This is a genomic window from Paeniglutamicibacter sp. GQ140 (assembly GCF_059759235.1).
The window spans coordinates 220359-242946 of the sequence record NZ_JCAXDW010000005.1 but is presented as its reverse complement, the minus strand read 5'-3'; the positions used below and the strand labels follow the sequence as shown (position 1 = coordinate 242946).

The window sequence follows — 22588 nt, the reverse complement described above, 5'->3', positions numbered from 1 at the left end:
GGCCAAGTTGCTTTGATCGCCATTGGATTTCCCAGGCCCAATCCCATAAATCGCATGGCGCGGGGCGAATCAGCGACGGGACGCCACGCGCCAACACCACAAGGAGTACCTCGATGCAGTCGGTTTTTCTGGAAGACATTGATGCGGAAACCTTTGCCGCATACGTAGTCCAGCCCCAAGCAACGGTCATCATTCCCACCGGCGCCACCGAACAACATGGCCCACATATGCCGCTGGGCGTTGACGCGATGCTGTCGCGCGCCATTGCCGGAGTGGTGGCCGAGAAGCTGGGCGCCCTGGTGGCGCCGACCCTTTCCTATGGATACAAGTCGCAGCCGCGCTCCGGAGGGGGTAATCACAGGGTCGGAACCACGAGCCTGAGCGGGGCAACGCTCACCGGCCAGGTGGAAGACATTGCCCGCTCCTTCCTCGGGCAGGGGTTCACCAAGGTGGTCATACTCAACGGCCACTTCGAAAACTACCAATTCATTTACGAGGGGCTGGAAATTGCGGTGGGCCGGGCCCGGGAAGCAGGAGGCGATGCGCGGGCGATGCTGCTCTCCTATTGGGACTTCGTTGACGCGGAGACGCTGGAAAAGGTCTTCCCTGATGGTTTCCTTGGCTGGGACATTGAGCACGGCGGGGTGCTGGAAACTTCCCTCATGCTGCTGTTGCACCCTGAAAAGGTCGACATGTCCCGTGCGGTCGACCACCCGCCGGCGCAGCTGAAGCCCTACGACATCTTCCCCGAGGATCCGGCGCGCACCCCGGCCAGCGGATGCCTGTCCTCGCCACTGGGCGCCAGCGCCGAACGAGGGAAGTTGCTCCTGGACGCCGTGACCAACGGCGTGGCCCGGGCCATCGAGGACGAATACTCCTTGGCACTGGAATCCCTGGCTGTCAGGTAGCGGCCATTGTGGCCGGTCATGCCGGCATGGCGCATCGTCGGCGAGCGTGAGCGGGCTTGTCGACGGTTCCGTAGGGCATGAATATCGTGCAAGTTTGGGCGCCCGGGAGACCGGGCGCCCAAACTTTTTAACGCCACGGGCAACAAATGTGGAGCGGGCCAAGCGCGACCCTTGACAGTGATGCGGGACACAAATAAAGTGAGCGCAACAGTGTTGCAACGAATGCAACCAAAATAAACTCTGGTGGTTCCCAAATGATTCAGCGCAACAACTCCGCGGACGGCAACGGTGCCCGCGCGCGTTCTGCAATGAGCACGCTCACCAATAGCCAGGCCTCCGACCTCGGCCCAACGCTCAGCGGGCAGGGCCGTCCGGACCCGGCCGGGATCGGCAAGAAAACCCGCACCAAGGTCGTTGCCGCCAGCTTCATCGGCAACTTCGTGGAATGGTTCGACTATGCCGTCTACGGCTACCTTGCCGTGACCATCACGGCGGTCTTCTTCCCGGACTCCGACCCGGCAACCGGCCTGATGCTCACCTTCGCACTCTTCGCGATCTCGTTCCTGGTCCGTCCCTTGGGCGGATTCGTCTGGGGCCACCTGGGAGACAAGATCGGCCGGCGCGAGGCGCTCTCGTGGTCGATCCTGATCATGTCCGCGGCAACCTTCTGCATTGCCTTGATTCCCTCCTACAACACCATCGGGATCTGGGCGCCGATCCTGCTGCTGATCATCCGAGTCGTCCAGGGGTTCTCCGCCTCCGGCGAATACGCGGGAGCCTCCGCCTTCCTGGTGGAATATGCACCGGCCAACCGGCGAGGCCTCTACGCCGCCGTTGTTCCGGCAAGCACCGCCACCGGCCTGCTACTCGGCTCGCTGCTTGCGGCGCTGCTGACGGGCATGCTGGAACCCGAGCAAATGCAGTCCTGGGGCTGGCGTCTGCCGTTCCTGCTGGCCGCACCCATGGGCTTGATCGGGCGCTATATCCGGACCAAGCTCGAGGACTCGCCGGTCTTCAAGGAACTGGCCAAGGAAGACAATGCAGTCAAGGCCCCGGTCAGCTCGCTGTTCAAGAACCACTGGCGCCAGCTCGTGCAGGCCGTCGGTGCGGTGCTGCTCAATGCCGTGGGTTTCTACCTGATCCTCAGCTACATGCCCACCCACCTTTCCCAAAACATCGGGCTGAGCGAAACCGCATCCTATGTCGCCACCACCGTGGCACTGGCCACGTACATCGGATTCATCTTCGTGGTGGGAATGCTCTCGGACCGCTTTGGGCGCAAGAAGGTCTTGATGAGCGCATCGATCCTGTTCGTGGTGCTGACGGTCCCGTCGTTCATGCTGCTGGAAACCGGCAACTTCCTCGTCGTCGTCCTGGTGCAGATCCTGCTCGGCGCGATGCTGAGCCTCAATGACGGGACGCTACCCAGCTTCCTGGCCGAAATGTTCCCCACCCGGGTCCGCTACTCCGGATTCGCCGTGAGCTTCAATCTGTCCAATGCGCTCTTCGGTGGCACCGCGCCCTTCGTGGCAACCGTCCTGATCGCCAGCTCCGGCACCGACCTGGCCCCCGGCTGGTACCTCATGGGAGCAGCCGTCATCTCCCTGGTCGCGGTCGCCTTCTCGGTCGAAACCAGCAAGAAGCCGCTGAGCTAAACGCGGTTGTCACCTAGGTTGTAGATGCCCGAAAGGGTGGGTTGATGGCCGGGAAGATCGTCTTGGAGGTGCCATAACTTGTCGCCGGACAAGGCGACTCGGCATTCGGCCTTGAGTGCCGAAACCGATTGCGGCGCCAAGTCCGCTGTGTCGGTGGGGCTTCTTCGCTTCATCAGGGCGACGCCGTGCAAACCGGCGCAATCATCGGTGCGTTCCCGTTTCCATAAGTGATCATTCTGATGATCATCAAGCTGATCCGGCGACTGCTCAAGCGTGACAAGGCGATCGGGCAGCTGGAAAGTTTCATCAACAACCCTGACCCGGCTCTGGTCTTCGTTCCCGATTCGAGGGAGGAGGGCAACGGCGACACTGGGCTACGCGGGGCCGGCTGGTCGCGTGAAGGTCGCGTGAGGGTCGCGGTGTCCGCAATGGCGGAGACCGCGACCTTTGCTTTTGTCGTGGGGCAGGCTCCTTGAAAGTAACCGCAAAAGGCCCCGTCGAGCAGCCCTGGTCGGAAATCTTTCGAAGTTCGCCGGAAACCACTTGACAGTGAGCTGGGGCACACATAATCTGAGTGCAACGGCGTTGCAATGAGTGCAACAGTCCGAAACTTTCTCCGGCGGTTCCCAAGAATCCACGCAATCCTTTTGATTGGGCCGGTCTCCATTGCCACCTGTTTACTTCTAAGGAGTCAATACCTTGACCACCACCGCTCACAGCGCCACCAACGTTTCCGACCTCGAGCGCCTCAAGACGCTGCACAACGGCACCAAGCAGCAGCTGACCTTCTCGGATGCCGAGTTCGAGCGCCGCCTGACCGGCCTGCGCAAGATCATGGCCGCCAAGGAACTGGATGCGGTCATCCTGACCAGCTACCACGGCATCAAGTACTACTCCGACTTCCTCTACACCACCTTTGGACGCAACTACGCCCTGGTGGTCACCGCGAACAACTCCACCACCGTGACCGCGAACATCGACGCCGGCATGCCATGGCGCACCAGCTACGGCGACAACATCGTCTACACGGACTGGAAGCGCGACAACTTCTACTACGGTCTGCAGGAAGCCCTGAAGCGCGACGGCGTGAAGGCCGCGCGCATCGGCGTCGAGGACGACGCCCTGGCCCTGTTCACCCGCCAGGCAATCGGCGCGGCCTTTGAGGGCGCCACCCTGGTGGATGTCTCGCAGGACGCCATGCGCCAGCGCATGATCAAGTCCGCCGAGGAAATCGAGGTCATCAAGCACGGTGCGCGCATCGGCGACCTGGGCGGCGAGGCCATCAAGGCCGCGATCCGCGAGGGCATCACCGAATACGAGGTCGCCCTCATCGGCACCGAGGCCATGGTCCACGAGATCGCCAAGACCTTCCCGCACCGCGAAGTGCGCGACACGTGGGTCTGGTTCCAGTCCGGCATCAACACCGACGGCGCCCACAACTGGGCAACCACCCGCAAGCTTGAGCGCGGGGACATCCTTTCGCTGAACTGCTTCCCGATGACTTCCGGCTACTACACCGCCCTGGAGCGCACCCTGTTCCTCGGCGAGCCGGACGCCCGATCCCTGGAGCTGTGGAACGTCAACGTCGAGGTGCACAAGCGCGGCCTGGAACTCATCAAGCCCGGAGCGGTCTGCAAGGACATTGCCGCCGAGCTCAACGAGATCTTCATCGGCCACGGCCTGCTGCCCAACCGCACCTTCGGCTACGGCCACTCCTTCGGGGTGCTGTCGCACTACTACGGCCGCGAAGCGGGCCTGGAGCTGCGCGAGGACATCGACACGGTCCTTGAACCGGGCATGGTTGTCTCCATGGAACCGATGATCACCGTCCTGGACGGCGAGCCGGGAGCCGGCGGATACCGCGAACACGACATCCTGGTCATCGGCGAGGACGGCGGAGTCGAGAACATCACCAAGTTCGGCTTCGGTCCGGAAAACAACATCATTGATGCCTAGCATCGAACTGGCATGATGGAGGGGGCGGTGGAGTGCACGCGTGTGCCCCACCGCCCCCTTTCCGATGGCCACCGTCATCCCCGCTTCCGACGAAGAATCGAGCCCCTCGCCATGATCCTGGACGAACACGACCGCGCCGGATACGCCACCGCCCTTGAACAGGCCCGCCTGGGTGCCGGCGAGGGCGGGGTGCCCATTGGATCGAGCATCTTCGAGAACGGCGTGATGCTGGGGGCCGGCCGCAACCGCCGCGTGCAAAACGGGGATCCGACGGCGCACGGGGAAATCGACGCGCTGCGCAATGCCGGGCGTCGGGCCTCCTACGCCGGTACCACCCTGTACTCCACGCTGGCGCCCTGCGCCATGTGCTCCGGATCGATCATCCTCTTCGGCATCCGGCGCGTGGTGGTCGGGGAGAACCGGAATTTCCCCGGCGAGCTCGAACTGCTGCGCTCCCGCGGCGTGGAAGTCGTGGTCATCGACGATGCCCGGGCCACCACACTCATGGAAGACTTCGTCACCCAGAACCCGGGACTTTGGAACGAAGACATCGGCGTCGACGAGGCGCAACCCGACACGGCCCGGTAGCGTACAACCGTGAACGCACCAACCAGCACCCCACCCACCGGAGGAATCCCCATGGTTGCCCAAGCGGCTGAAACCACCACCGCGGAACCGCGCGGCGCCTCGGTCATCGTCAACGTCATCGACGTGCTGCGGTGCTTCACGGTTGAGAACCCGGTGCTGGGCGTCACGGAAATCGCCGCCCGGGTGGGCTTGCACAAATCCAGCATCTCGAGGATCCTGGCCACGCTGGAGCAGGAACGCATCGTGGCCCGCGACGAGGCCACCCGCAAATACTCGCTGGGACTGGGGCTCATCGCGGTCGCCGGACCGCTGCTGGCCAACCTCGACGTGCGGCGGGTGTCCTACCCCTTCCTGGCCGAACTGGCCGCGGATACCGGGGAAACCGCGGTGCTGACCATCTGGGACGGCGCCGAATCCGTCTCGGTCGAGCAGATCCCCAGCATCCACCAGGTCAAGCACACCTCGGCCATGGGCAGCCGCTACAACACCGCGCTCAGCGCCTCGGTCCAGGTCTTCCTGGCCCACGAGGCGCCCGACCGCGCCGCGGGCCTGCTGGAATCCGGCGCCGTGCTGCTGCCCGCGAACACCGCCGGCGCACGGGCCACCTACCTCAAGCGCCTGGAGACGGTGCGGGAGCGGGGTTACGCGGCGAATCACGGAGAGACCTCGCCCGACGAGGTCGGCGTGGCCGCGCCGATTTTCGACCACCGCGGCACCGTGGTGGCAAGCGCCATGATCGCGGCCCCGTACTACCGGGTCTCGAAGGAACAGCTGGACGAACTCGGTGCCGCCTGCGTGCGGGCGGCACGGCAAATCAGCATGCGCCTGGGCGCATCGCCGGCCTGAGCGGACGGCGCAACCATCGAATAGGGGGAGCGGCATGTTTGAACCACGTGGTGCACACACCTTTGAATACGCCCTGCACGAGGGCACCGAGACCCGCATGCAATTCCATTTCGTCGACGAGATGAAGATGCCCGTCGCCATCCAGACCTGGGAACTGGCGCCCGGCGGACACGAGGGCATGCACACCCACCACCGCCACGACATGGCCCTGGAGGAGTTCTACCTGGTGCTGTCGGGCACCGCGTCGATGCGCGTGGGCCAGGAACACCACGAACTGCGGGCCGGGGACAGCGTCCTGGCCCCGGCCGGGGTGGAACACGACCTGCGCAACACCGGGGACGAAACCCTGCGGGTGCTGGTGGTCTGGGGCGAGGAAGGGCACAAGGACTTCTCCGCCTTCGGTTCGGTCGCCAAGGCCAGGGCCGCACGAGCAGGAACGCCGTAGGGCCCAGCCGGGCGCCGGTTCAACCAGGCAGTGGGGATTCCATGAGCTTGAGCCACCTCTCGAGCAGGTCGTGCGTGAGTTCGGGCTGGTCGAGGTGCGCGTTGTGGCCGGCACCCTCGAGGACCGAAAGCGTGGCCCGCGGGTAGTGCCTCGCCAGAGCCATCTGGTCCGCAAACCCCACGACGTGGTCCTGCCGCCCGGCGATGATCAGGGTGGGGGCAGGGAACTTGCCGGAACGTTCCTCGGGTTCCCGGGTCAGCGCGTAGCGTCCGGCGATACGGCCGATGGCCGAACGGTCGAATGACCGCAGCCCCGGAAGCACCGAGTCGCGGAAACGGGCCCAGTTCTCGGGCGACTGGATGACGGCCATGTCCGCGTAGGGCTTGGCGTCTTCGGGGTCCAGCGTCGCCAGAAGGCCCGGGTCGGAGCGCAACACGGTTTGCCCCGGCAAGACCCGGCGTTTGTGCTCCGCCGCGGCCACCGGACAAAGCAGGGCAAGTCCAAGCACCTGGTCGCCGAATTCGGCCGCCAGGTGGCGGGCGATCATTCCGCCAAACGAATTGCCGAGTATCGCGAATCGCTCGCTGCCGAAGGTCTTTCGCGCGAAGGACGCGACCGCGTCGGCGACGTCGTCGGAGCTCCGGATGCCGGGTCCGGCAATGGACTCGCCCATTCCCGGTAGGTCGATGTAGACCCGTCGCCACCGGCCACGCGCGGCAAACACGGGATCGAGCCCCAGCAGCAGGCGATGATCGACGCAGAATCCGTGGATCAGCAACAGCGGGATCCCGGAACCATGTTCAACGAAGTGCACGAGTGAAGGCTAGCAGCCAGCGCGGCGTCCGGCTTTGGGGAAACGTAATGGACACGGCGTCCCTGGGCGGCGGCGGGCGGATTTCGTGCAAGGACGGAGGCCGAGCATTGGTTCCGGCGGTGTCGGACGGAGACTCCGGCGGCGCTGGCCAGCGGGCCATTGATGTGGCCCGCGCCACTTCGGCGCTATCGTGGATCCATGTCGAACATCCCGCATTCGCAACACTTCGATGTCATTGTCGTCGGTGCCGGCCTGGCCGGGCTGGTGGCGGCCACCGAGGCCACCGCGGCCGGCGCGCGCGTGCTGCTGCTGGACCAGGAATCCGAGGCGAACCTCGGCGGGCAGGCCCATTGGAGCTTTGGCGGGATCTTCCTGGTCGATTCGCCGGAACAGCGTCGGCTGGGTGTCAAGGACTCGAAGGAATTGGCGCTGCAGGACTGGGCCAACACCGCAGGGTTCGATCGCGACGAGGACGACTGGGGCCGCAAATGGGCGAGCGCCTACGTCCGCTGGGCGGCCGGCGGCAAGCGGCAGTGGCTGCATGAACGCGGCATCCGGTTCTTCCCGGTGGTCGGGTGGGCCGAACGCGGCGGGGCGGGCGCGCAGGGACCGGGAAACTCGGTGCCGAGATTCCACATCACCTGGGGGACCGGGCCGGGGCTGTTGGCTCCGTTCATCCGGGCGGCCCGGATCGCCGAGGCCAAGGGCCAGCTGACCATGCTCTGGCGGCACCAACTCGACGAGTTGGCCTCCGCCAACGGTGCCGTCAACGGTGTGCGCGGCAGCATCCTGGCGAATGACCCGGCGCCGCGCGGGGAGGACAGCAACCGCACCAAGGCCGGGGACTTCGAATACTTTGCCCCCTCCGTCGTCGTTGCCACCGGCGGCATCGGAGGGAACCTTTCCAAGGTGCGCGCGGCCTGGCCGGAACGCCTGGGCAGCCCGCCGCGGGACCTGGTCTCCGGAGTGCCCGCGCACGTGGACGGGCGCGGCCTGGACATCGCCCACCGGGCCGGTGCCCGACTGGTCAACGGGGACCGGATGTGGCACTACACCGAGGGAATCGCCAACTGGAACCCGGTGTGGAAGCGCCACGGAATCCGCATCCTACCCGGGCCCAGTTCCCTGTGGCTGGATGCCACCGGCAAGCGCCTGCCCGACCCGCTGTGGCCCGGCTTCGACACGCTCGGGACCCTCGAACACCTGCGCGGCACCGGGCACGACCACAGTTGGTTCATCCTCAACCGACGCATTATCGGCAAGGAATTCGCGCTCTCCGGCTCCGAGCAAAACCCCGACCTCACCGGCAAGGACATCCGCGCCGTGCTGGCGCGGGCGCGAGTGGATGTTCCCGGCCCCGTCCAGGACTTCCTGGACCAAGGCGAGGACTTCGTCCAGGCGGCTACACTCGATGAGCTGGTGGCCAAGATGAACCGGCTGGCCGGGGAGGACCTCCTGGATCCGGCCCAGGTTGCCGGGGTGCTCGCGACCAGGGACTCGGCCACGGCGAATGGATTCGGCAAGGACGGCCAGATCTCGGCCATCACCTCGGCCAGGAACTACCTGGGCGACAAGCTGGTGCGCAGCGTCAAGCCGCACCCCATCACGGACCCGAAAGCCGGCCCGCTGATCGCCGTGCGATTGAGGATCCTGACGCGCAAGTCGTTGGGCGGGATCCAGACGGACCTGGATTCGCGGGTGCTGGACGCCGGCGGGAACCCGGTCCCGGGACTCTATGCGGCGGGAGAGGCGGCGGGTTTCGGCGGCGGGGGCATCCACGGCTACCGTGCGCTCGAGGGCACCTTCCTGGGCGGCTGCCTCTTCAGCGGCAGGGCGGCCGGCCGGCACGCGGCGGGGGCCTGGAAGCGGACATAGGGCGAGCCACCAACGTCCCGCCCCTGATGTCGGGGGTCTGGGATGTTCGTGGCCCGGCGAGGTGGGTTCGGTCAGTGCGTGAAGTGGTACGCCGTGCCAAAGAGCACTGCCGAAAGGCCGAAGGCGATGCCGATCATCATCGGTTCCCAGGCCCCTTGTACGGCAAACAGGAAGATGGCGAATATCGCGAACAACAACATCGCCAGGATTCCGCCAAGGATGATCGATCCGCCGCCGTGGTGGTGCACGGCAGTCTGCGCATTTCGATGAAATAGAGTAGCCATGTCCTCAGGGTAAGCCGAACAACAAGGAAAAACGAGGGATAGACCATGAAGGATCCAGTGCAGGAATCCGCGGGGGACTGGCGCCAGGTTTTTGGTGCCTTGGCCAACGAGGAGACCCGCCGTTACTACGCCCAGCAGGTCCTGGGATTGGAGAGCGACCTGCGGCCCGAACGCCGGGCCAAGGCCCGGCAAAACCTCGCTAGCGCCGGCCTGCTCGATGGACGGGGCCTGGTGGACGAGCAGGTCTTTGCCCGCGTGCTGGCCGCCGGAGCACGTAGGGATCAGCAGACGGGCAGCGAGCGCTACTTCGACGAAGCGGGCCGCATCGACCGCTATCCCCGGAAGCACGAGGAACGCCTGGGCCTGCTGCGCGTGATTGCAGGCAAGGTCTTGCGGCACGGGCAGCGGCTCACCGAGGTCGAACTGACCTCGAAGCTGGAGGAGTTCACCGACGACCCGGTGCTCCTGCGCCGCTACTTGGTCGACTACGGGATGCTGCTGCGCCAGCCGGACGGGTCCGCGTACCGGCTGGCGGACGGCTCGGACTAGCGGAGGATGTTTGTGTCCACGGCTCACAAGGGAGTAATTTCTTATGTGTACGGATTGCGGCACCTGCCGCTCCGTTCCCATACATTCCAGGAGTCCCATGTCTGACCCGTATGCCCGCCCGGGCGGCGATCCCCACCACGGATCGTGGTCGTCTCCCGGCGGGTACGCGGGGCGGCCCGCACCCGGGCAGCAGCCGTACCCCGGCCAGTACCAGGGCGCGTATCCGGGCCAGTATCCGCCGGGCGGATACTACGGGCACTACGGCAACGGCGGCAACCAGCCGCCGCTGCGCACATACGGGATGACGACCTTCGCGATGGTGACCGGCATCGTGGCGGCCGCGGTGTCCCTGGTCCCGTTTCTCGGCTTCGTCTCCTTCGTGCTGGGTCCCCTGGCGATGGTGTTGGGCATCGTGGGCATCGCCAAGCGGATCAGGAGCCGCGGTTTCAGCGTCACGGCATTGGTGACCGGCACGTTCGGGCTGCTGGTCTCGATCCTCTACGCCGTGCTGCTTTCCACGATCCTCTCGTTCTACGACAACACGCAGAGCTTTGAGTTCGAAGCGGAGGGCACCGACGAATATGTGCTCTCGTTGACGACGACCTCGGCCATGCCGGAAACGACCAACCATTCCGACCCGTTTCGCAGCACCGTGGATGCGTCGACGCTCTTTGGCGGCCTCGTCGTCACGAACGTGGACGGCAAGCGGGGAGAGGTCAGCTGCCGGATCTACGACACGGCGGGAAACCTGTTGGTGGAAAGCACCGATGCCGGAAGCGACGCGGTGGCCGAATGCATGCTCAGCGACGTCCTGGTCCGCAAGGTCGAGGACCTGGACTTCCCCGAGGAGATCAGCGCCCGCGACCTAGGCTGACCCGCCCGCGCCCGCCGCGTTGCGGGCGGCGATGATCCGGCGGATCGATCCATCCAGCACCGGGTAGTCTGCACCCGGTCCCAAGGCCAGGAAGCACGGCGCCTCGTGGTCCGGCAGGGTCTGCCCGTCGTAGCGGTAGCCCAGGTACCTGCCGCCGGCGCGGCGCACCAGCAGGGCCCCGGCGGCGATGTCCCAGGGCTTGGTGTCGAAGCCAATGGTTGCATCGCACCAGCCGGCCGCGACATGGGCCAGGGCCAGGGCGGCGGAGACCTTGCGGCGCACGGTGGCAAAGGCGCCGACCCAGGCGCCGAACTCGCGCAGCCCAGCCTCCCCGTCGAGTTCGAGGGCCTCGGCCGAGGGGTAGTCGGTCATGATGTTCGCGTGATGCTGGTCCGGGCGGGCGCCGGGAGACAGGATCGCGCCGTTCAGGTAGGCGTGTTGCGCATCGGCGGTGAATTCCAGCCCGGCGACTGGGTCAAGCACGACGGCCGCCAGCAGCACCCCGTCGCGGGCAGCCGCAATGGAGATGCAGAAGAAGGCGACCCCGTGGGTGAAATTGCTGGTGCCGTCGATGGGGTCGACTATCCACTGGATGCTTCCGGCACCCGTGCTGCCGCCCTCTTCGCCCAGGACCCGGGAGTCGCGCTCGGCCGCCAGCAGGTGTCCACGGATGATCTCTTCGCTGCGCCTGTCGAATGCCGTCACCAGGTCATGGGCGTTGGTCTTGTTTTCCCGTTCCACGTCCTGGCGGAACGCCCCGCGCAGGACCGGTGCGGCGAGCCGCGCCGCGTCCAGCGCAATCGAGCGCAGCCGTGCGGCCAAGGCGATGTCGGAGGTGCTGAAATTTTCGGTGCTCACGATCCACCAGCCTAGCGCCGCTGTGAGTTGCGCCAAATTAGTTTGACGGGGCAACTAAATTCACCATATGGTTGCAGAAGGCAACATTAGCCTTGGTCAACTATATTTGCGAAGGAGAACGATCCGTTGCCACGCGGCGAAACCCCAACATTTGAACTGGTCGAAAGCCTCACCGCGCTCAAGCGCACGCTGCGCTGCGTCGAGCACCTCGGCGAAGGAAAGCAGTCGGTGGGCTTCGCGGGCCTGGGCGTGCTGGCCTACATCCAGCGCAACCAGCCCACCCGCGCCACCGACATCGCCCAGTGGATCGGCATCGGACCCGCGGCGCTCAGCCGCCAAGTCGTTGAGCTGGAAGGCTCCGGATTGCTGGTGCGCACCCCCAGCCCCACCGACGCCCGCGCCCAATTGATTTCCCTCACGCCCCGCGGCGCTGAGGAGCTCGATTCCGCCTACGACAGGCGCGCCACGGTGCTGGCCGGGCTGCTCAAGGACTGGGACGAAGCGGAAATCGCCGCGGCCGCGGCCACCGTGAACAACATCCAACAGGTGCTGCGTGCCGGCCTGGATTCCATCCACGTCAAGAACGCCACGGCCCCCAACGGCCCGGAGGAGAACCCCCATGTCTGAGCAGCAATCAGTCGACCGGACGCGGGAGCGCCCCGGCGACCAGCCCCAAATGAGCCAGAAGGAGGTGCTGCGCTCGATCACCGGCGTGCTGGCATCCTTCTTCGCCGCCATGCTGGCAACCACGATTGTCTCCATTGCGCTGCCGACGATCATGGACGCGCTGGAAGGCACGCAGACCGACTTCAACTGGGTGCTCACCGCGGCCCTGCTGGCCAACGCCGCAACCACCCCGATCTGGGGCAAGCTGGCGGACCTCTTCGACAAGAAGAAGCTGCTGCAAATCAGCATCGTCATCTTCGTGTGCGGTTCCATGCTGGCCGGGTTCGCCATCAACATCCCCATGCTCATGAGCGCCCGCGTCATCCAGGGCATCGGCATGGGCGGGCTCACCGCCATGGGCATGGCGGTCATCGGCACCGTCATCCCGCCGCGCGAGCGCGGCAAGTACTCGGGCTACTTCGGCGGCGTCATGGCCGCGGCGACCGCCGGCGGCCCGTTGCTGGGCGGGCTGATCGTCGATTCCCCGCTGGGCTGGCGCTGGACCTTCTTCATCGGGGTGCCCATTGCCGTCATCTCCATGTGGCTGATCCACAAGACCCTGCACATCGCACACGTCCCGCGGAAGGTCTACATCGACTGGGCCGGCGCGGTGCTGGTGACCATTTCGGTTTCCGTGCTGCTGATCTGGGTCTCCTACGTGGGCAAGGCGGGCTTCTACGAGTTCAACTCCTGGCAGACCTACGCGATGGTCGGCGGCTCGCTGGTGCTCATTGCCCTGCTGCTCTGGGTCGAGGGCCGGGTCCCGGAACCGGTGATCCCACTGCGCATCATCGCCACCCGCACCACCGCCCTGGCGATCCTCGCCTCGATTTCCATCGGCGTGGCGATGTTCGGCTCCGGCGCCTTCCTGGGCCAATACTTCCAGGTGGCCCGCGAGGCGAGCCCCACCCTGGCCGGGGTCATGACCCTGCCGATGATCGCGGGAAACCTGTTCGGATCGGTCTTTTCCGGCCAGCTGATCTCCCGCTTCGGGCGCTGGAAGATCTTCCTGGTCATCGGCGCCATCCTCAACGTCGGAGCGCTGGGGCTGCTGGGCATGATGTCCCACGACACCAACTACTGGATCCTGGCCACCGGCATGTTCTTCAACGGCCTGGGCATGGGTTTCATGCTGCAGAACCTGGTCCTTGCGGTGCAGAACACCGTCAAGGTCACCGACATCGGCACCGCCAGCTCCTCGGTCGCCTTCTTCCGCGCCGTCGGCGGGGCCGCGGGCGTGGCGGTGCTCGGGGCCATGCTCTCGGACAAGGTCGGGGCGCTGGTGCTCGATGCATTGAAGTCCGCGCACCTGGTCTCACCCGACGGTTCCACCGGCGTTGCCGCAGGCGGAACGTCGCTGAACCTCTCGGAGATGCCCCCTGCCGTGCGCCTGATGTACGAGACGGCCTTCGGCGATGCCACCGGCGTGGTGTTCATGACCTCGGCCATCGTCGCCGTCGTCGGGCTGGTGTGCATCCTGTTCATCAAGGAAGTCCCGCTGCGCCGGACGGTCTGATTCCGGAGCAGGGGCTTCCGTCAGGGTCCCGGGCACCAAGGGAAAACCCCTGGTGCCCGGGACCTGCTGCGTTGGCCGGCGTTCCCGTTGGAGAGACAGGAAATGTCGGCGGCTTTGGATGAACCGGCCAAGGGATTGGATGATCTGTCCGAGACTTCTGTCACTTTCCTTGCGTAGTGTGTGCTGGGTCGTACACACGGAAGGAACCGCGATGACCAGCAGTCACACGCAAGACACCACCGAAACACCGAAACTCAAGAAGGTCCTGGGCCGTTGGGACACCCTCGCCATCGGCGTGGGAGCCATGATTGGCTTCGGCTGGGTGGTGCTCACGGGTGACTGGATCACCACCGCCGGCCCGCTCGGCGCCTCCCTGGCCATGGTCGTCGGCGGCGGCATCATGGCCGTGGTCGGGCTGACCTACGCAGAACTGGTCGCCGCGATGCCGCGGGCCGGAGGCGAGCACAACTACCTGCTACGCGCCATGGGCGCCCGCTGGTCCTTCGCCGGGTCCTGGGCCATCGTCGGCGGCTACATCACCATCGTCGCCTTCGAGGCGGTGGCCCTGCCCAAGACGGCGCTGTACCTCTTCCCCGACCTGAACCGCATCAAGCTCTGGGACATCGCCGGCTCCGAGGTCTACCTGACCTGGGCGCTGGTCGGCGTGCTCGGCGCGGTGGTCATCACCGCCATCAACATCCGCGGCATCAAGACCGCCGGGGTGGTGCAGACCTTCGTGGTGCTCTTCCTCTTCGCCATCGGCGCGGTGCTGCTCTTCGGTTCCTTCGCCGGCGGATCCACCCAAACCATGGAGCCGTTCTTCAGCAACGGGGTTGCCGGGTTCTTCGGGGTGATGATCATCGTGCCGTTCATGTTCGTGGGCTTCGACGTCATCCCGCAATCGGCCGAGGAATGCGACATCGAACCGCGGCGCATCGGCAAGTACGTCGTGATCGCCGTCCTCATCGCCACCGCCTGGTACGTCATGGTCATCCTGGCCACCTCCTCCGGCATGGGCGCCGCGGCGCTGGCCGGCTCCGAACTGGCCACCGCCGATGCCATGGGCGCGCTTTTCGGCTCGGAGATGATGGCAAAGGTGCTGATCTCAGGCGGCATCGCCGGAATCCTCACCTCCTGGAACTCGCTGCTGATGGGCGCCTCCCGTCTGCTCTACGCCATGGCCGGCTCCGGCATGCTGCCGGGTTGGTTCGCGAAGCTGCACCCCAAGTACGGCACCCCGGTCAACGCCCTGCTGTTCATCGGCGGGCTCTCGGTGCTCGCCCCGTTCTTCGGTTCGGCCATGCTCGGCTGGCTGGTCGACTCCGGCTCGCCCTCGATCGTGATCGCCTACCTGCTGGTCGGGGTCGCCTTCGTGATCCTGCGCCGGCGCGAACCGATGATGGAGCGCCCGCTGCGCATCGGCGGGAAGGGCAACTTCGGCCAGGCCATCGGCGTCACCTCGGTGCTCTTCTGCGCCGCGCTGATCAGTCTCTACCTGCCGGGGATGCCCGCGGCCATCGGCATCCAGCCGTGGCTGCTCTTCGGGGCCTGGTGGGTCCTGGGCTTCGTCTTCCTGTTGCGGGTGCCGCGCGGTGTGGTCCCGGGCATCGACGCCGAGGAGGAACTGCTCACCCGCCTGGCGATGCGCAAGGCCGCCAAGGCGGAGGCCGTCTACGGCCAGGCCCCGCCGGCGGTGCCGGCCAGGAACAACGTGAAGGACTCGGAACACGCATGAACAAGATCCGTCCCCTCGAGGGAATCATCGTCGCGGACTTCTCCCGGGTCCTGGCCGGACCGCTGTGCACCATGACGCTGGCCGACATGGGTGCAACCGTCATCAAGGTCGAGCGTCCCGGGACCGGGGACGACACCCGCAGCTGGGGGCCGCCGTTCTCCGCCACCGGCTCCACCTACTTCGAGTCGGTGAACCGCAACAAGCAGTCGGTCGCCCTTGACCTCACCGATCCGGCGGACCGCGAGGTGGCACGGGAATTGGCGCTGCGCGCCGACGTGCTGGTGGAGAACTTCAAGCCCGGCGGCATGGACAAGCTGGGGCTGGGGTATGCGGAGCTCTCGGCACTGAACCCGGGGCTGGTCTATGCCTCGATTTCCGGATTCGGGTCCGCCGGCGGGGCGCACCTGCCCGGCTACGACTTCATCGTCCAGGCCCTGGGCGGGCTGATGTCCATCACCGGCGAGGCCGGGGAGGAGCCCATGAAGGCAGGGGTCGCGCTGGTGGACGTGCTCACCGCCAAGGACGCAAGCATCGGGGTGCTGGCGGCGCTGCACGCCCGCGCCTCCTCCGGCACCGGCGCCCACGTGGAGGTCAACCTGCTCTCCAGCCTGCAGGGCGCGCTGGCCAACCAGGGCCAGGCCTACCTGGGGGCGGGCAAGGTTGCCGCTCGCATGGGCAACGAGCACCCCTCGATCGTGCCCTACCAGTTGCTGTCATGCGCCGACGGATCGGTGGCGGTGGCCTGCGGCAACGACGGCCAGTTTGCCAGGCTCTGCGCCGAGATCGGAAAACCGGAGTTGGCCGAGGACGCCCGCTTCGCCACCAACTCGGCCCGCGTGGCCCATCGCGAAAAACTCATCCCGTTGCTTGAGGACGCGCTGGGCGCGGACACCGGGGCGAGGTGGCAGACCCGGTTCACCGCCGTGGGCGTGCCGGCGGGCAAGGTCGCGGGCATCGACGAGGGCCTGGACTACGCCGAATCCCTGGGACTGGACCCGGTCATCGAGGTGCACAACTCGCAAGGGGACACCGTGGGCAGGCAGGTGCGCCACCCGATCACCTGGACCCCGGCGCTGGATGCCCCTGCCATGGCGCCGCCGCAGCTGGGCGAACACACCGAAACCGTCCGGGCCTGGCTGGGCAGCGACGCGGAATCGATGGCGGAGTTCCAGTCCCTAGCCCAGCCCCGGCCCTGAGGTCTCGCGGCGCAGCGCCAGCCACAGATGCGCCGCGACATCCGGGTCGTCCAGGTCCACGCCAATGAGCGTGGTGGCCACCGAAATCCGGTGGCGCAGGGAATTGCGGTGGATGCCCAGGGCCCGTGCCGCATCCTCCCAGGTGCCGCGCGCCGCGAGGTAGGCGCGCACCGTGCCCAACAGGTCGGCGCGGTGGTAGTCGGCCAGCAGGCGAACCCAGCCGGCGGCCTTGGCATCCTCGCTGGCGTTGACCGCAACCAGCCGTCCGGCCGGGGCCTGCAGCGTGGCCCGGCGCAACACCGCAAGGTTGCCCGGGATCTCTCCCAGGCTCACGGGGTCGCCCAGCGCGGCGGCCAGCGATCCGGAGACCTCGGGGTCGGCCAGGGCAGGCAGCCCCAACAGGGCATTTTGCTCCAGGGACTCGCCGGGCCCGTCCGCGGGCTTGCTGCCGATCCCGGAGGCCGGCAGTACCAGGTAAAGGACCTCGTCCTGGACGTGGCGCAGCGTGCAGGCATCCACCGCGGCGGACAGGTCCGGCAACCCCGGATCCGCGAGAAGCCGGGCCGCGGCCCGTGCCGCCAGCCCCGGGTCGTCCCCGGGTGAGAGCCTGATGCCCAGCAGGCGGACCCGGTTGGGAAGCTCGGCCAGTCCCAGGTCCTCGGCCACCATGTGGGCCGCCTCGGTCTGCCCGTGCAGCAGCAGCTTGGTCGTCGCGGCGCCCAGCGCATGGGCGGTGCCGACGACCACCTCGCGCTGCCTGGCCCGCAGGGCCAGCAACGTGGAGACCGTCATGATGATCTGCCGGTCGGCGCGGGTCAGCGTGCGCCCCGAGCCGATGCACAGGAACCCGTGGATCCGCGCACCGAGCAGGATCGGGTACAACACCACCGGCTGGCCGTGGAGCTCAAACGTGGCGGCCGAGGGGACGCCTGCCTTGTTGAAGCGAATCGACTCGGCGCGCAGGTCCTCGACCAGGGCGCTTGCGGAGGCGGGCCACACGGTCTCGGTTCCGGCATCCGCCGGAAGATAGGCGGCCCAGCCGCCGAGCGCCTGGGCGAGTCCGCGGACCACTGCGCTGGTGGCGTCGGGGCGCATGGCCGCCCGGGCCAGCGCCGTTTGCGTGCCGAGCGAATCCATGAGGTTGGCGGTGTCGTCCCGGGTGGACAGCCGCCAATATGCGCGCGAGACATGCTGGAACGGCACCCCGTCGGGGACGATCGCCAGCTCGATGCCCGCCGCGCGGCTGGCGGCCAGTACGTGCCCGGGCACCTGCTTCAGCCATGGGCCCAGGCCCAGCCCCACGGCACGAACCTCCTTTGACCCGAGCCGCTTCATGTATGCGAGCGAGAGCGCCGCCGACTTTGCGAAGGGCATGCCGGTGGTCAGCAACAGCTCGCCGCCCTCCAGGTACGGGGTGGGGTCCTCCAGCTCGGAGACATGGACTCCCGTCACCGGCTTGGCGCTGAATTCGGACCCGGGGCTGGGCACAAGTTCGGGTCCGAGTTCGGCACCCAACTGCAACAAGGAAATCATGGGTTGAATTATCCAACAGAGTGGGTCGTGTTGGGCAAATCATCCAATGACGTGTGTCACGTCCTGGCATAACGTGGAGCCCATGACCGAAACACTTCTGGCCGTTGACGCCGAGACGCTCCCGCAGACCCGCCACCTTGCCACCTCCATCCCCGGCCCGCGCTCCACGGCCCTGCACGCCGAACGCACCGCACAGGTGACCAACGGCTTCGGCATCACCCTGCCGGTCTTCGTGGCCCGCGCGGACGGCGGAATCGTCGAGGACGTCGACGGCAACCGGCTCATCGACTTCGCCTCCGGCATTGCCGTGACCTCGCTGGGCGCCAGCAACAAGCGCGTGGCAGAACGCGTTGCCGCGCAGCTGGACGCCTTCACCCACACCTGCTTCATGGTCACCGAATACGAATCCTTCACCCAGGTCTGCAAGTGGCTCAACGCCAACACCCCCGGCGACTTCGACAAGCGCACCGGGCTGTTCTCCACCGGCGCCGAGGCCGTGGAAAACGCCGTCAAGATCGCCCGTGCCGCCACCGGACGGCCCAACGTGTTGGTCTTCGACGAGGCCTACCACGGCCGCTCTCTGCTTACCATGGCCATGACCGCCAAGGTCAACCCCTACAAGCTGAACTTCGGTCCGCTTCCCGCGGAGATCATCCGCGCCGCCTCGGCCAACCCGCTGCGTCCCGCCGAGGGCCTCGAGTCCGGCGCCGAAGCGGCACTGGAATCCGTGGAGGCCACCATCCTGGAACACGGCGCGGACACCTTCGCCGCCATGGTCATCGAGCCGATCCAGGGCGAGGGCGGCTTCATCGTCCCGGCCGCCGGCTTCATCCCGGGCCTGCGCAAACTCGCCGACAAGTACGGCATCGTGCTGGTCATCGACGAAATCCAGGCCGGCATGGGCCGCACCGGAACGCTCTTCGCCTCCGAACACGAGGGCGTTGCGGGGGACATGATCCTCACCGCCAAGGCACTGGCCAACGGCGTCCCGCTCTCCGCCGTCACCGGACGCACCGAGCTGATGAACGCGCCGCACGCCGGGGGACTGGGCGGCACCTATGCCGGAAACCCGCTGGCCTGCGAGGCCGCGCTGGCGGTCTTCGAGCAGTTCGAGGACGGATCACTGCTGGCCAACGCCCGCCACATCGAGGCGGTCGCCCGCGAAATCCTTGAGCCGTTGCTTTCCTCCACCGGCATCGTTGCCGAGGTCCGCGGCCGCGGCGCCATGCTCGCCATCGAACTGGCCGACGCCGGGACCCTGGCCCCGCGCGCGGATAAGGCCAAGGAGATCTCCGCCGCCTGCCACGCCGCCGGTGTGCTCACCCTGACCTGCGGCACCCACGGCAACGTCGTGCGCCTGCTGCCCCCGCTGGTCATCGGCGAGGAGCTGCTGCGCGACGGGCTGGACGTGCTCGCCCAGGCAATCACCGACGCCGCCAACTAGCACCGGACCACTTCACCCCCCCCGAACTTTTTGGAGAACACCATGACCCTCACCATGCACGACCACGAAACCCACCAGTTGGACCCGGCGGATTTGATCAACTTCGATGCGCTGCTCACCGCCGAGGAGCTCGCGCTGCGTTCCAAGGTGCGGACCTTCGTCGACGAGGCCATCAAGCCGAACATCGCCGGTTGGTACGCCGACGCGGTCTTCCCGCTGGAGATCGTCCCGGAAATGGCCAAGCTCGGCCTGCTGGGCATGCACTTGAAGGGCTATGGCTGCGCCGGGGGCACCGCGGTGGAGTACGGATTGGCAGGTTCCGAGCTGGAGGCAGGGGACTCGGGGCTGCGCACCTTCGTCTCGGTGCAGGGTTCGCTGGCCATGAGCGCGATCTACAAGCACGGCTCCGAGGAACAGAAGCAGGAGTGGCTGCCGAAGATGGCGGCGGGGCAGGCCATCGGCTGCTTCGGGCTGACCGAGCCCACTGCCGGCTCTGACCCCTCGGCGATGAAGACCTTCGCCCGCAAGGACGGGAACGACTGGGTCATCAACGGCACCAAGCGCTGGATCGGGCTGGCAAACGTCGCCCAGGTCGCGGTCATCTGGGCACAGACCGACGAGGGCATCCGCGGTTTTGTGGTCCCCACCCAGACCGCCGGGTTCAAGGCGACCCCGATCGAGCCCAAGCTCTCGATGCGCGCCTCCATCCAGTGCGAGATCGAGCTGACCGACGTGCGCCTGCCCGCGACCGCGGTGCTGCCGAACGTCACGGGGCTAAAGGGACCGTTCTCCTGCCTGAATGAGGCCCGCTACGGCATCATCTGGGGCGCCATGGGAGCGGCCCGCGACTCCTTCGAGGATGCCCTGGCGTACTCGCAGCAGCGCATGCAGTTCGACAAGCCGCTGGCCGGGTACCAGATGACCCAGCAGAAGCTGGTGGACATGGCCCTGGAAATCAACAAGGGCTACCTGCTGGCCCTGCACATCGGGCGCATGAAGGACGCAGGCACCCTGGATCTGCACCAGATCTCGGTGGGCAAGCTCAACAACTGCCGCGAGGCCATCAAGATCGCCCGCGAGGCCCGCACCATCCTTGGCGGCAACGGCATCACCCTGGAGTACTCGCCTCTGCGCCACGCCAACAACCTGGAATCGGTGCGCACCTACGAGGGCACCGACGAGGTCCACACCCTCATCCTCGGAAACAAGCTCACCGGCGTCCCGGCCTTCCGCTAAACAACCCCCACCATCGTTTCGAGAGGAACGCCATGACCGAAACCATGACGCACACCGACACCGTTCCGCTGCGCCTGCTCATCGACGGGCAATGGATAGACGGCACCGGTGCGGGCCTGGAATCCACCTCGCCCGCGAACCCCGGGCACGTGGTCGCCGCCGGAGGCACCGCCACGGTGGACAACGTGCGCACCGCCGTGGCGGCCGCGCGTGCGGCGGCCACCGAATGGGCCGCAACCCCGATGGCCGAACGCGGGGGATACCTGGCCCGTGCCGCGGCGATCATCACGGCCAACGCCGACGCGTGGGGCGGCGAGCTGGCCCGCGAGGAAGGAAAGACCGCAGCGGAGGGCACCGGAGAGGTGCTGCGCGCCGCGCAGATCCTTTCTTATTACTCCGCCGAGTCCGACCGCCTGGCCGGGGAGGTCTTCTCCTCCCCGCGCCGCGGCGAGCAGATCCTGGTGACCCGCAAACCACTGGGCGTCGTTGGAGTCATCACCCCGTTCAACTTCCCCATCGCCATCCCGGCCTGGAAGATCGCCCCGGCACTGGTATTCGGCAACACCGTGGTGTGGAAGCCCGCCTCCACCGTGCCGCTGCTGGCCATGCGCCTGACCCAGGCCCTCGTGGAGGCCGGCCTGCCGGCCGGCGTGTTGAACCTCGTCATCGGATCCGGTGCGCTGGGCAACGAGATCGTGAACCACCCGGAGCTTGACGGGCTCACCTTCACCGGCTCCACGGGAGTGGGCCGCAAGCTCGCCGCCGCAGCCGCCGGACGGGGCGTGCCGATCCAGGCGGAAATGGGCGGCAAGAATGCCTCGGTCGTGCTCGAGGACGCGGATCTTGAGCTCGCCGTGGAACAGGTGCTCCTCGGCGCCTTCCGCTCCACCGGGCAGAAGTGCACCGCCACCTCGCGGCTGATCCTGCAGGAGAAAATTGCCGATGCGTTCCTGGCGCGCCTGTGCCAACGCCTCGGCGAGTGGAAAACCGGGGACCCGACGGATTCCTCCGTGCACATGGGGCCGGTGGTTTCGGGTGCGGCCGCGGAGCAGATCCGTGCGGGCATCGCCGCCTCGATCGCCCAAGGTGCTCGCCTAGCCTTCGAGGGCGATATCGCGGGCCTGGGGGACGCCTTCGTGGCCCCGACCGTCCTGGAGCTGCCGACCGGGGAGAACAATGCCTGGCGCGAGGAGTTCTTCGGTCCCGTGCTGGCCGTGCGCCGGGCGCCAACCACCGAGCAGGCGTTCGAGCTGGCCAACGATTCGGAATATGGACTGAGCTGTGCGCTGTTCACCCGGGACCTCTCCAAGGCGCTGGCGGCCATGGAACAAATCGATGTGGGCGTCCTGCACGTGAATTCGGAATCGGCCGGAGCGGACCCGCACGTGCCCTTCGGCGGGGCCAAGAAGAGCGGCTACGGGCCCAAGGAACAGGGCGGTGCGGCGAAGGAATTCTTCACCCACACCACCACGGTGTACCTGCGCGGAGCGTAGGAAACCAAGTTCGGGGCACCCGCCGTCATCCAGCCTGGCCGGATGCGGCGGGTGCCCCGAGTCATGTCTAGGATTGGCAACGGGCATGGCAGAAACGTGAGCCAGCGAACAATTGAC

The 22588-nt window shown here is 66.8% G+C and carries 21 protein-coding genes; 17 read left to right on the top strand and 4 right to left on the bottom strand.

Translation table 11 applies throughout. The features are described 5' to 3' along the window. Nucleotides 1-113: 113 nt before the first annotated feature. The 7 genes from AC6CHY_RS09545 (at nucleotide 114) to AC6CHY_RS09515 (ending at nucleotide 6398) form a co-directional block, all read left to right on the top strand. The gene (locus tag AC6CHY_RS09545; protein ID WP_217388407.1) at nucleotides 114-908 is read left to right on the top strand and encodes a creatininase; all 795 of its coding nucleotides are present in this window, start codon (nucleotides 114-116) and stop codon (nucleotides 906-908) included. Nucleotides 909-1162: 254 nt separating this feature from the next. Continuing rightward, nucleotides 1163-2563 carry an MFS transporter gene (locus tag AC6CHY_RS09540; RefSeq protein ID WP_254455953.1) on the top strand — a complete coding sequence of 467 codons (1401 nt, stop codon included), beginning with the start codon at nucleotides 1163-1165 and terminating at the stop codon, nucleotides 2561-2563. Between the two features lie 227 nt (nucleotides 2564-2790). Continuing rightward, nucleotides 2791-3039 (top strand): hypothetical protein, encoded by a 249-nt coding sequence (locus AC6CHY_RS09535; RefSeq protein WP_498226580.1) that lies wholly within the window; start codon nucleotides 2791-2793, stop codon nucleotides 3037-3039. 223 nt (nucleotides 3040-3262) lie between these two features. Then, nucleotides 3263-4519, top strand: a complete 1257-nt coding sequence (locus tag AC6CHY_RS09530) for an aminopeptidase P family protein (protein WP_217388409.1) — start codon at nucleotides 3263-3265, stop codon at nucleotides 4517-4519. A gap of 111 nt (nucleotides 4520-4630) precedes the next feature. Beyond that, nucleotides 4631-5107 carry a nucleoside deaminase gene (locus tag AC6CHY_RS09525; protein WP_217388410.1) on the top strand — a complete coding sequence of 159 codons (477 nt, stop codon included), beginning with the start codon at nucleotides 4631-4633 and terminating at the stop codon, nucleotides 5105-5107. Between the two features lie 51 nt (nucleotides 5108-5158). After that, on the top strand, nucleotides 5159-5953 hold the full coding sequence (locus AC6CHY_RS09520; protein ID WP_217388411.1) for an IclR family transcriptional regulator: 795 nt from the start codon (nucleotides 5159-5161) through the stop codon (nucleotides 5951-5953). 34 nt (nucleotides 5954-5987) lie between these two features. Beyond that, a complete protein-coding gene (locus tag AC6CHY_RS09515; protein WP_217388412.1) occupies nucleotides 5988-6398 on the top strand; it encodes a cupin domain-containing protein in 411 nt (136 codons plus the stop codon). 19 nt (nucleotides 6399-6417) lie between these two features. On the opposite strand, the gene AC6CHY_RS09510 is transcribed toward AC6CHY_RS09515, so the two are convergent. Next, entirely contained in the window at nucleotides 6418-7212 is a 795-nt protein-coding gene (locus AC6CHY_RS09510; protein WP_498226579.1) for an alpha/beta fold hydrolase, read from the bottom strand. 198 nt (nucleotides 7213-7410) lie between these two features. Between AC6CHY_RS09510 and AC6CHY_RS09505 the strand changes: the two genes are divergently transcribed. After that, complete coding sequence (locus AC6CHY_RS09505) at nucleotides 7411-9087, top strand: FAD-binding dehydrogenase (protein ID WP_498226578.1); 1677 nt, start codon at nucleotides 7411-7413, stop codon at nucleotides 9085-9087. A gap of 71 nt (nucleotides 9088-9158) precedes the next feature. On the opposite strand, the gene AC6CHY_RS09500 is transcribed toward AC6CHY_RS09505, so the two are convergent. Next, entirely contained in the window at nucleotides 9159-9371 is a 213-nt protein-coding gene (locus AC6CHY_RS09500) for a hypothetical protein (RefSeq protein WP_217388415.1), read from the bottom strand. 45 nt (nucleotides 9372-9416) lie between these two features. On the opposite strand from AC6CHY_RS09500, the gene AC6CHY_RS09495 reads away from it, so the two are divergent. Continuing rightward, the gene (locus AC6CHY_RS09495; RefSeq protein WP_217388416.1) at nucleotides 9417-9920 is read left to right on the top strand and encodes a DUF2087 domain-containing protein; all 504 of its coding nucleotides are present in this window, start codon (nucleotides 9417-9419) and stop codon (nucleotides 9918-9920) included. A gap of 97 nt (nucleotides 9921-10017) precedes the next feature. Further along, nucleotides 10018-10794, top strand: coding sequence for a hypothetical protein (locus AC6CHY_RS09490; protein WP_217388417.1), 777 nt, complete (start codon nucleotides 10018-10020; stop codon nucleotides 10792-10794). On the opposite strand, the gene AC6CHY_RS09485 is transcribed toward AC6CHY_RS09490, so the two are convergent. Then, nucleotides 10786-11652: an inositol monophosphatase family protein gene (locus AC6CHY_RS09485; protein ID WP_498226577.1), complete on the bottom strand. Its 867-nt coding sequence runs from the start codon at nucleotides 11650-11652 to the stop codon at nucleotides 10786-10788. The genes AC6CHY_RS09490 and AC6CHY_RS09485 overlap by 9 nt on opposite strands. A 126-nt stretch (nucleotides 11653-11778) precedes the next feature. Here AC6CHY_RS09485 and AC6CHY_RS09480 point away from each other — a divergent pair, with 126 nt between their 5' ends. The 4 genes from AC6CHY_RS09480 (at nucleotide 11779) to AC6CHY_RS09465 (ending at nucleotide 16765) form a co-directional block, all read left to right on the top strand. Beyond that, entirely contained in the window at nucleotides 11779-12279 is a 501-nt protein-coding gene (locus AC6CHY_RS09480) for a MarR family winged helix-turn-helix transcriptional regulator (protein WP_217388419.1), read from the top strand. Continuing rightward, nucleotides 12272-13834: an MFS transporter gene (locus AC6CHY_RS09475; RefSeq protein ID WP_217388420.1), complete on the top strand. Its 1563-nt coding sequence runs from the start codon at nucleotides 12272-12274 to the stop codon at nucleotides 13832-13834. Before AC6CHY_RS09480 ends, AC6CHY_RS09475 begins: the two co-directional genes overlap by 8 nt. Nucleotides 13835-14045: 211 nt before the next feature. Next, nucleotides 14046-15569 (top strand): APC family permease, encoded by a 1524-nt coding sequence (locus AC6CHY_RS09470; protein ID WP_254455954.1) that lies wholly within the window; start codon nucleotides 14046-14048, stop codon nucleotides 15567-15569. Then, nucleotides 15566-16765, top strand: coding sequence for a CaiB/BaiF CoA transferase family protein (locus AC6CHY_RS09465; RefSeq protein ID WP_498226576.1), 1200 nt, complete (start codon nucleotides 15566-15568; stop codon nucleotides 16763-16765). The genes AC6CHY_RS09470 and AC6CHY_RS09465 overlap by 4 nt, the downstream gene beginning before the upstream one ends. Here the strand turns inward: AC6CHY_RS09465 and AC6CHY_RS09460 are convergent. Next, nucleotides 16745-18298: a PucR family transcriptional regulator gene (locus AC6CHY_RS09460; RefSeq protein ID WP_217388422.1), complete on the bottom strand. Its 1554-nt coding sequence runs from the start codon at nucleotides 18296-18298 to the stop codon at nucleotides 16745-16747. The two genes, AC6CHY_RS09465 and AC6CHY_RS09460, sit on opposite strands and share 21 nt — an antisense overlap. Before the next feature lie 82 nt (nucleotides 18299-18380). On the opposite strand from AC6CHY_RS09460, the gene AC6CHY_RS09455 reads away from it, so the two are divergent. From AC6CHY_RS09455 to AC6CHY_RS09445, 3 genes are read left to right on the top strand one after another with little or no spacing between them, the layout of a single operon-like run. Then, a complete protein-coding gene (locus AC6CHY_RS09455) occupies nucleotides 18381-19742 on the top strand; it encodes an aminotransferase class III-fold pyridoxal phosphate-dependent enzyme (RefSeq protein WP_217388423.1) in 1362 nt (453 codons plus the stop codon). A 42-nt stretch (nucleotides 19743-19784) separates the two neighbouring features. After that, nucleotides 19785-20978 carry an acyl-CoA dehydrogenase family protein gene (locus AC6CHY_RS09450; RefSeq protein ID WP_217388424.1) on the top strand — a complete coding sequence of 398 codons (1194 nt, stop codon included), beginning with the start codon at nucleotides 19785-19787 and terminating at the stop codon, nucleotides 20976-20978. Nucleotides 20979-21010: 32 nt separating this feature from the next. Continuing rightward, nucleotides 21011-22471: an aldehyde dehydrogenase family protein gene (locus AC6CHY_RS09445; RefSeq protein ID WP_217388425.1), complete on the top strand. Its 1461-nt coding sequence runs from the start codon at nucleotides 21011-21013 to the stop codon at nucleotides 22469-22471. Nucleotides 22472-22588 lie beyond the last annotated feature (117 nt).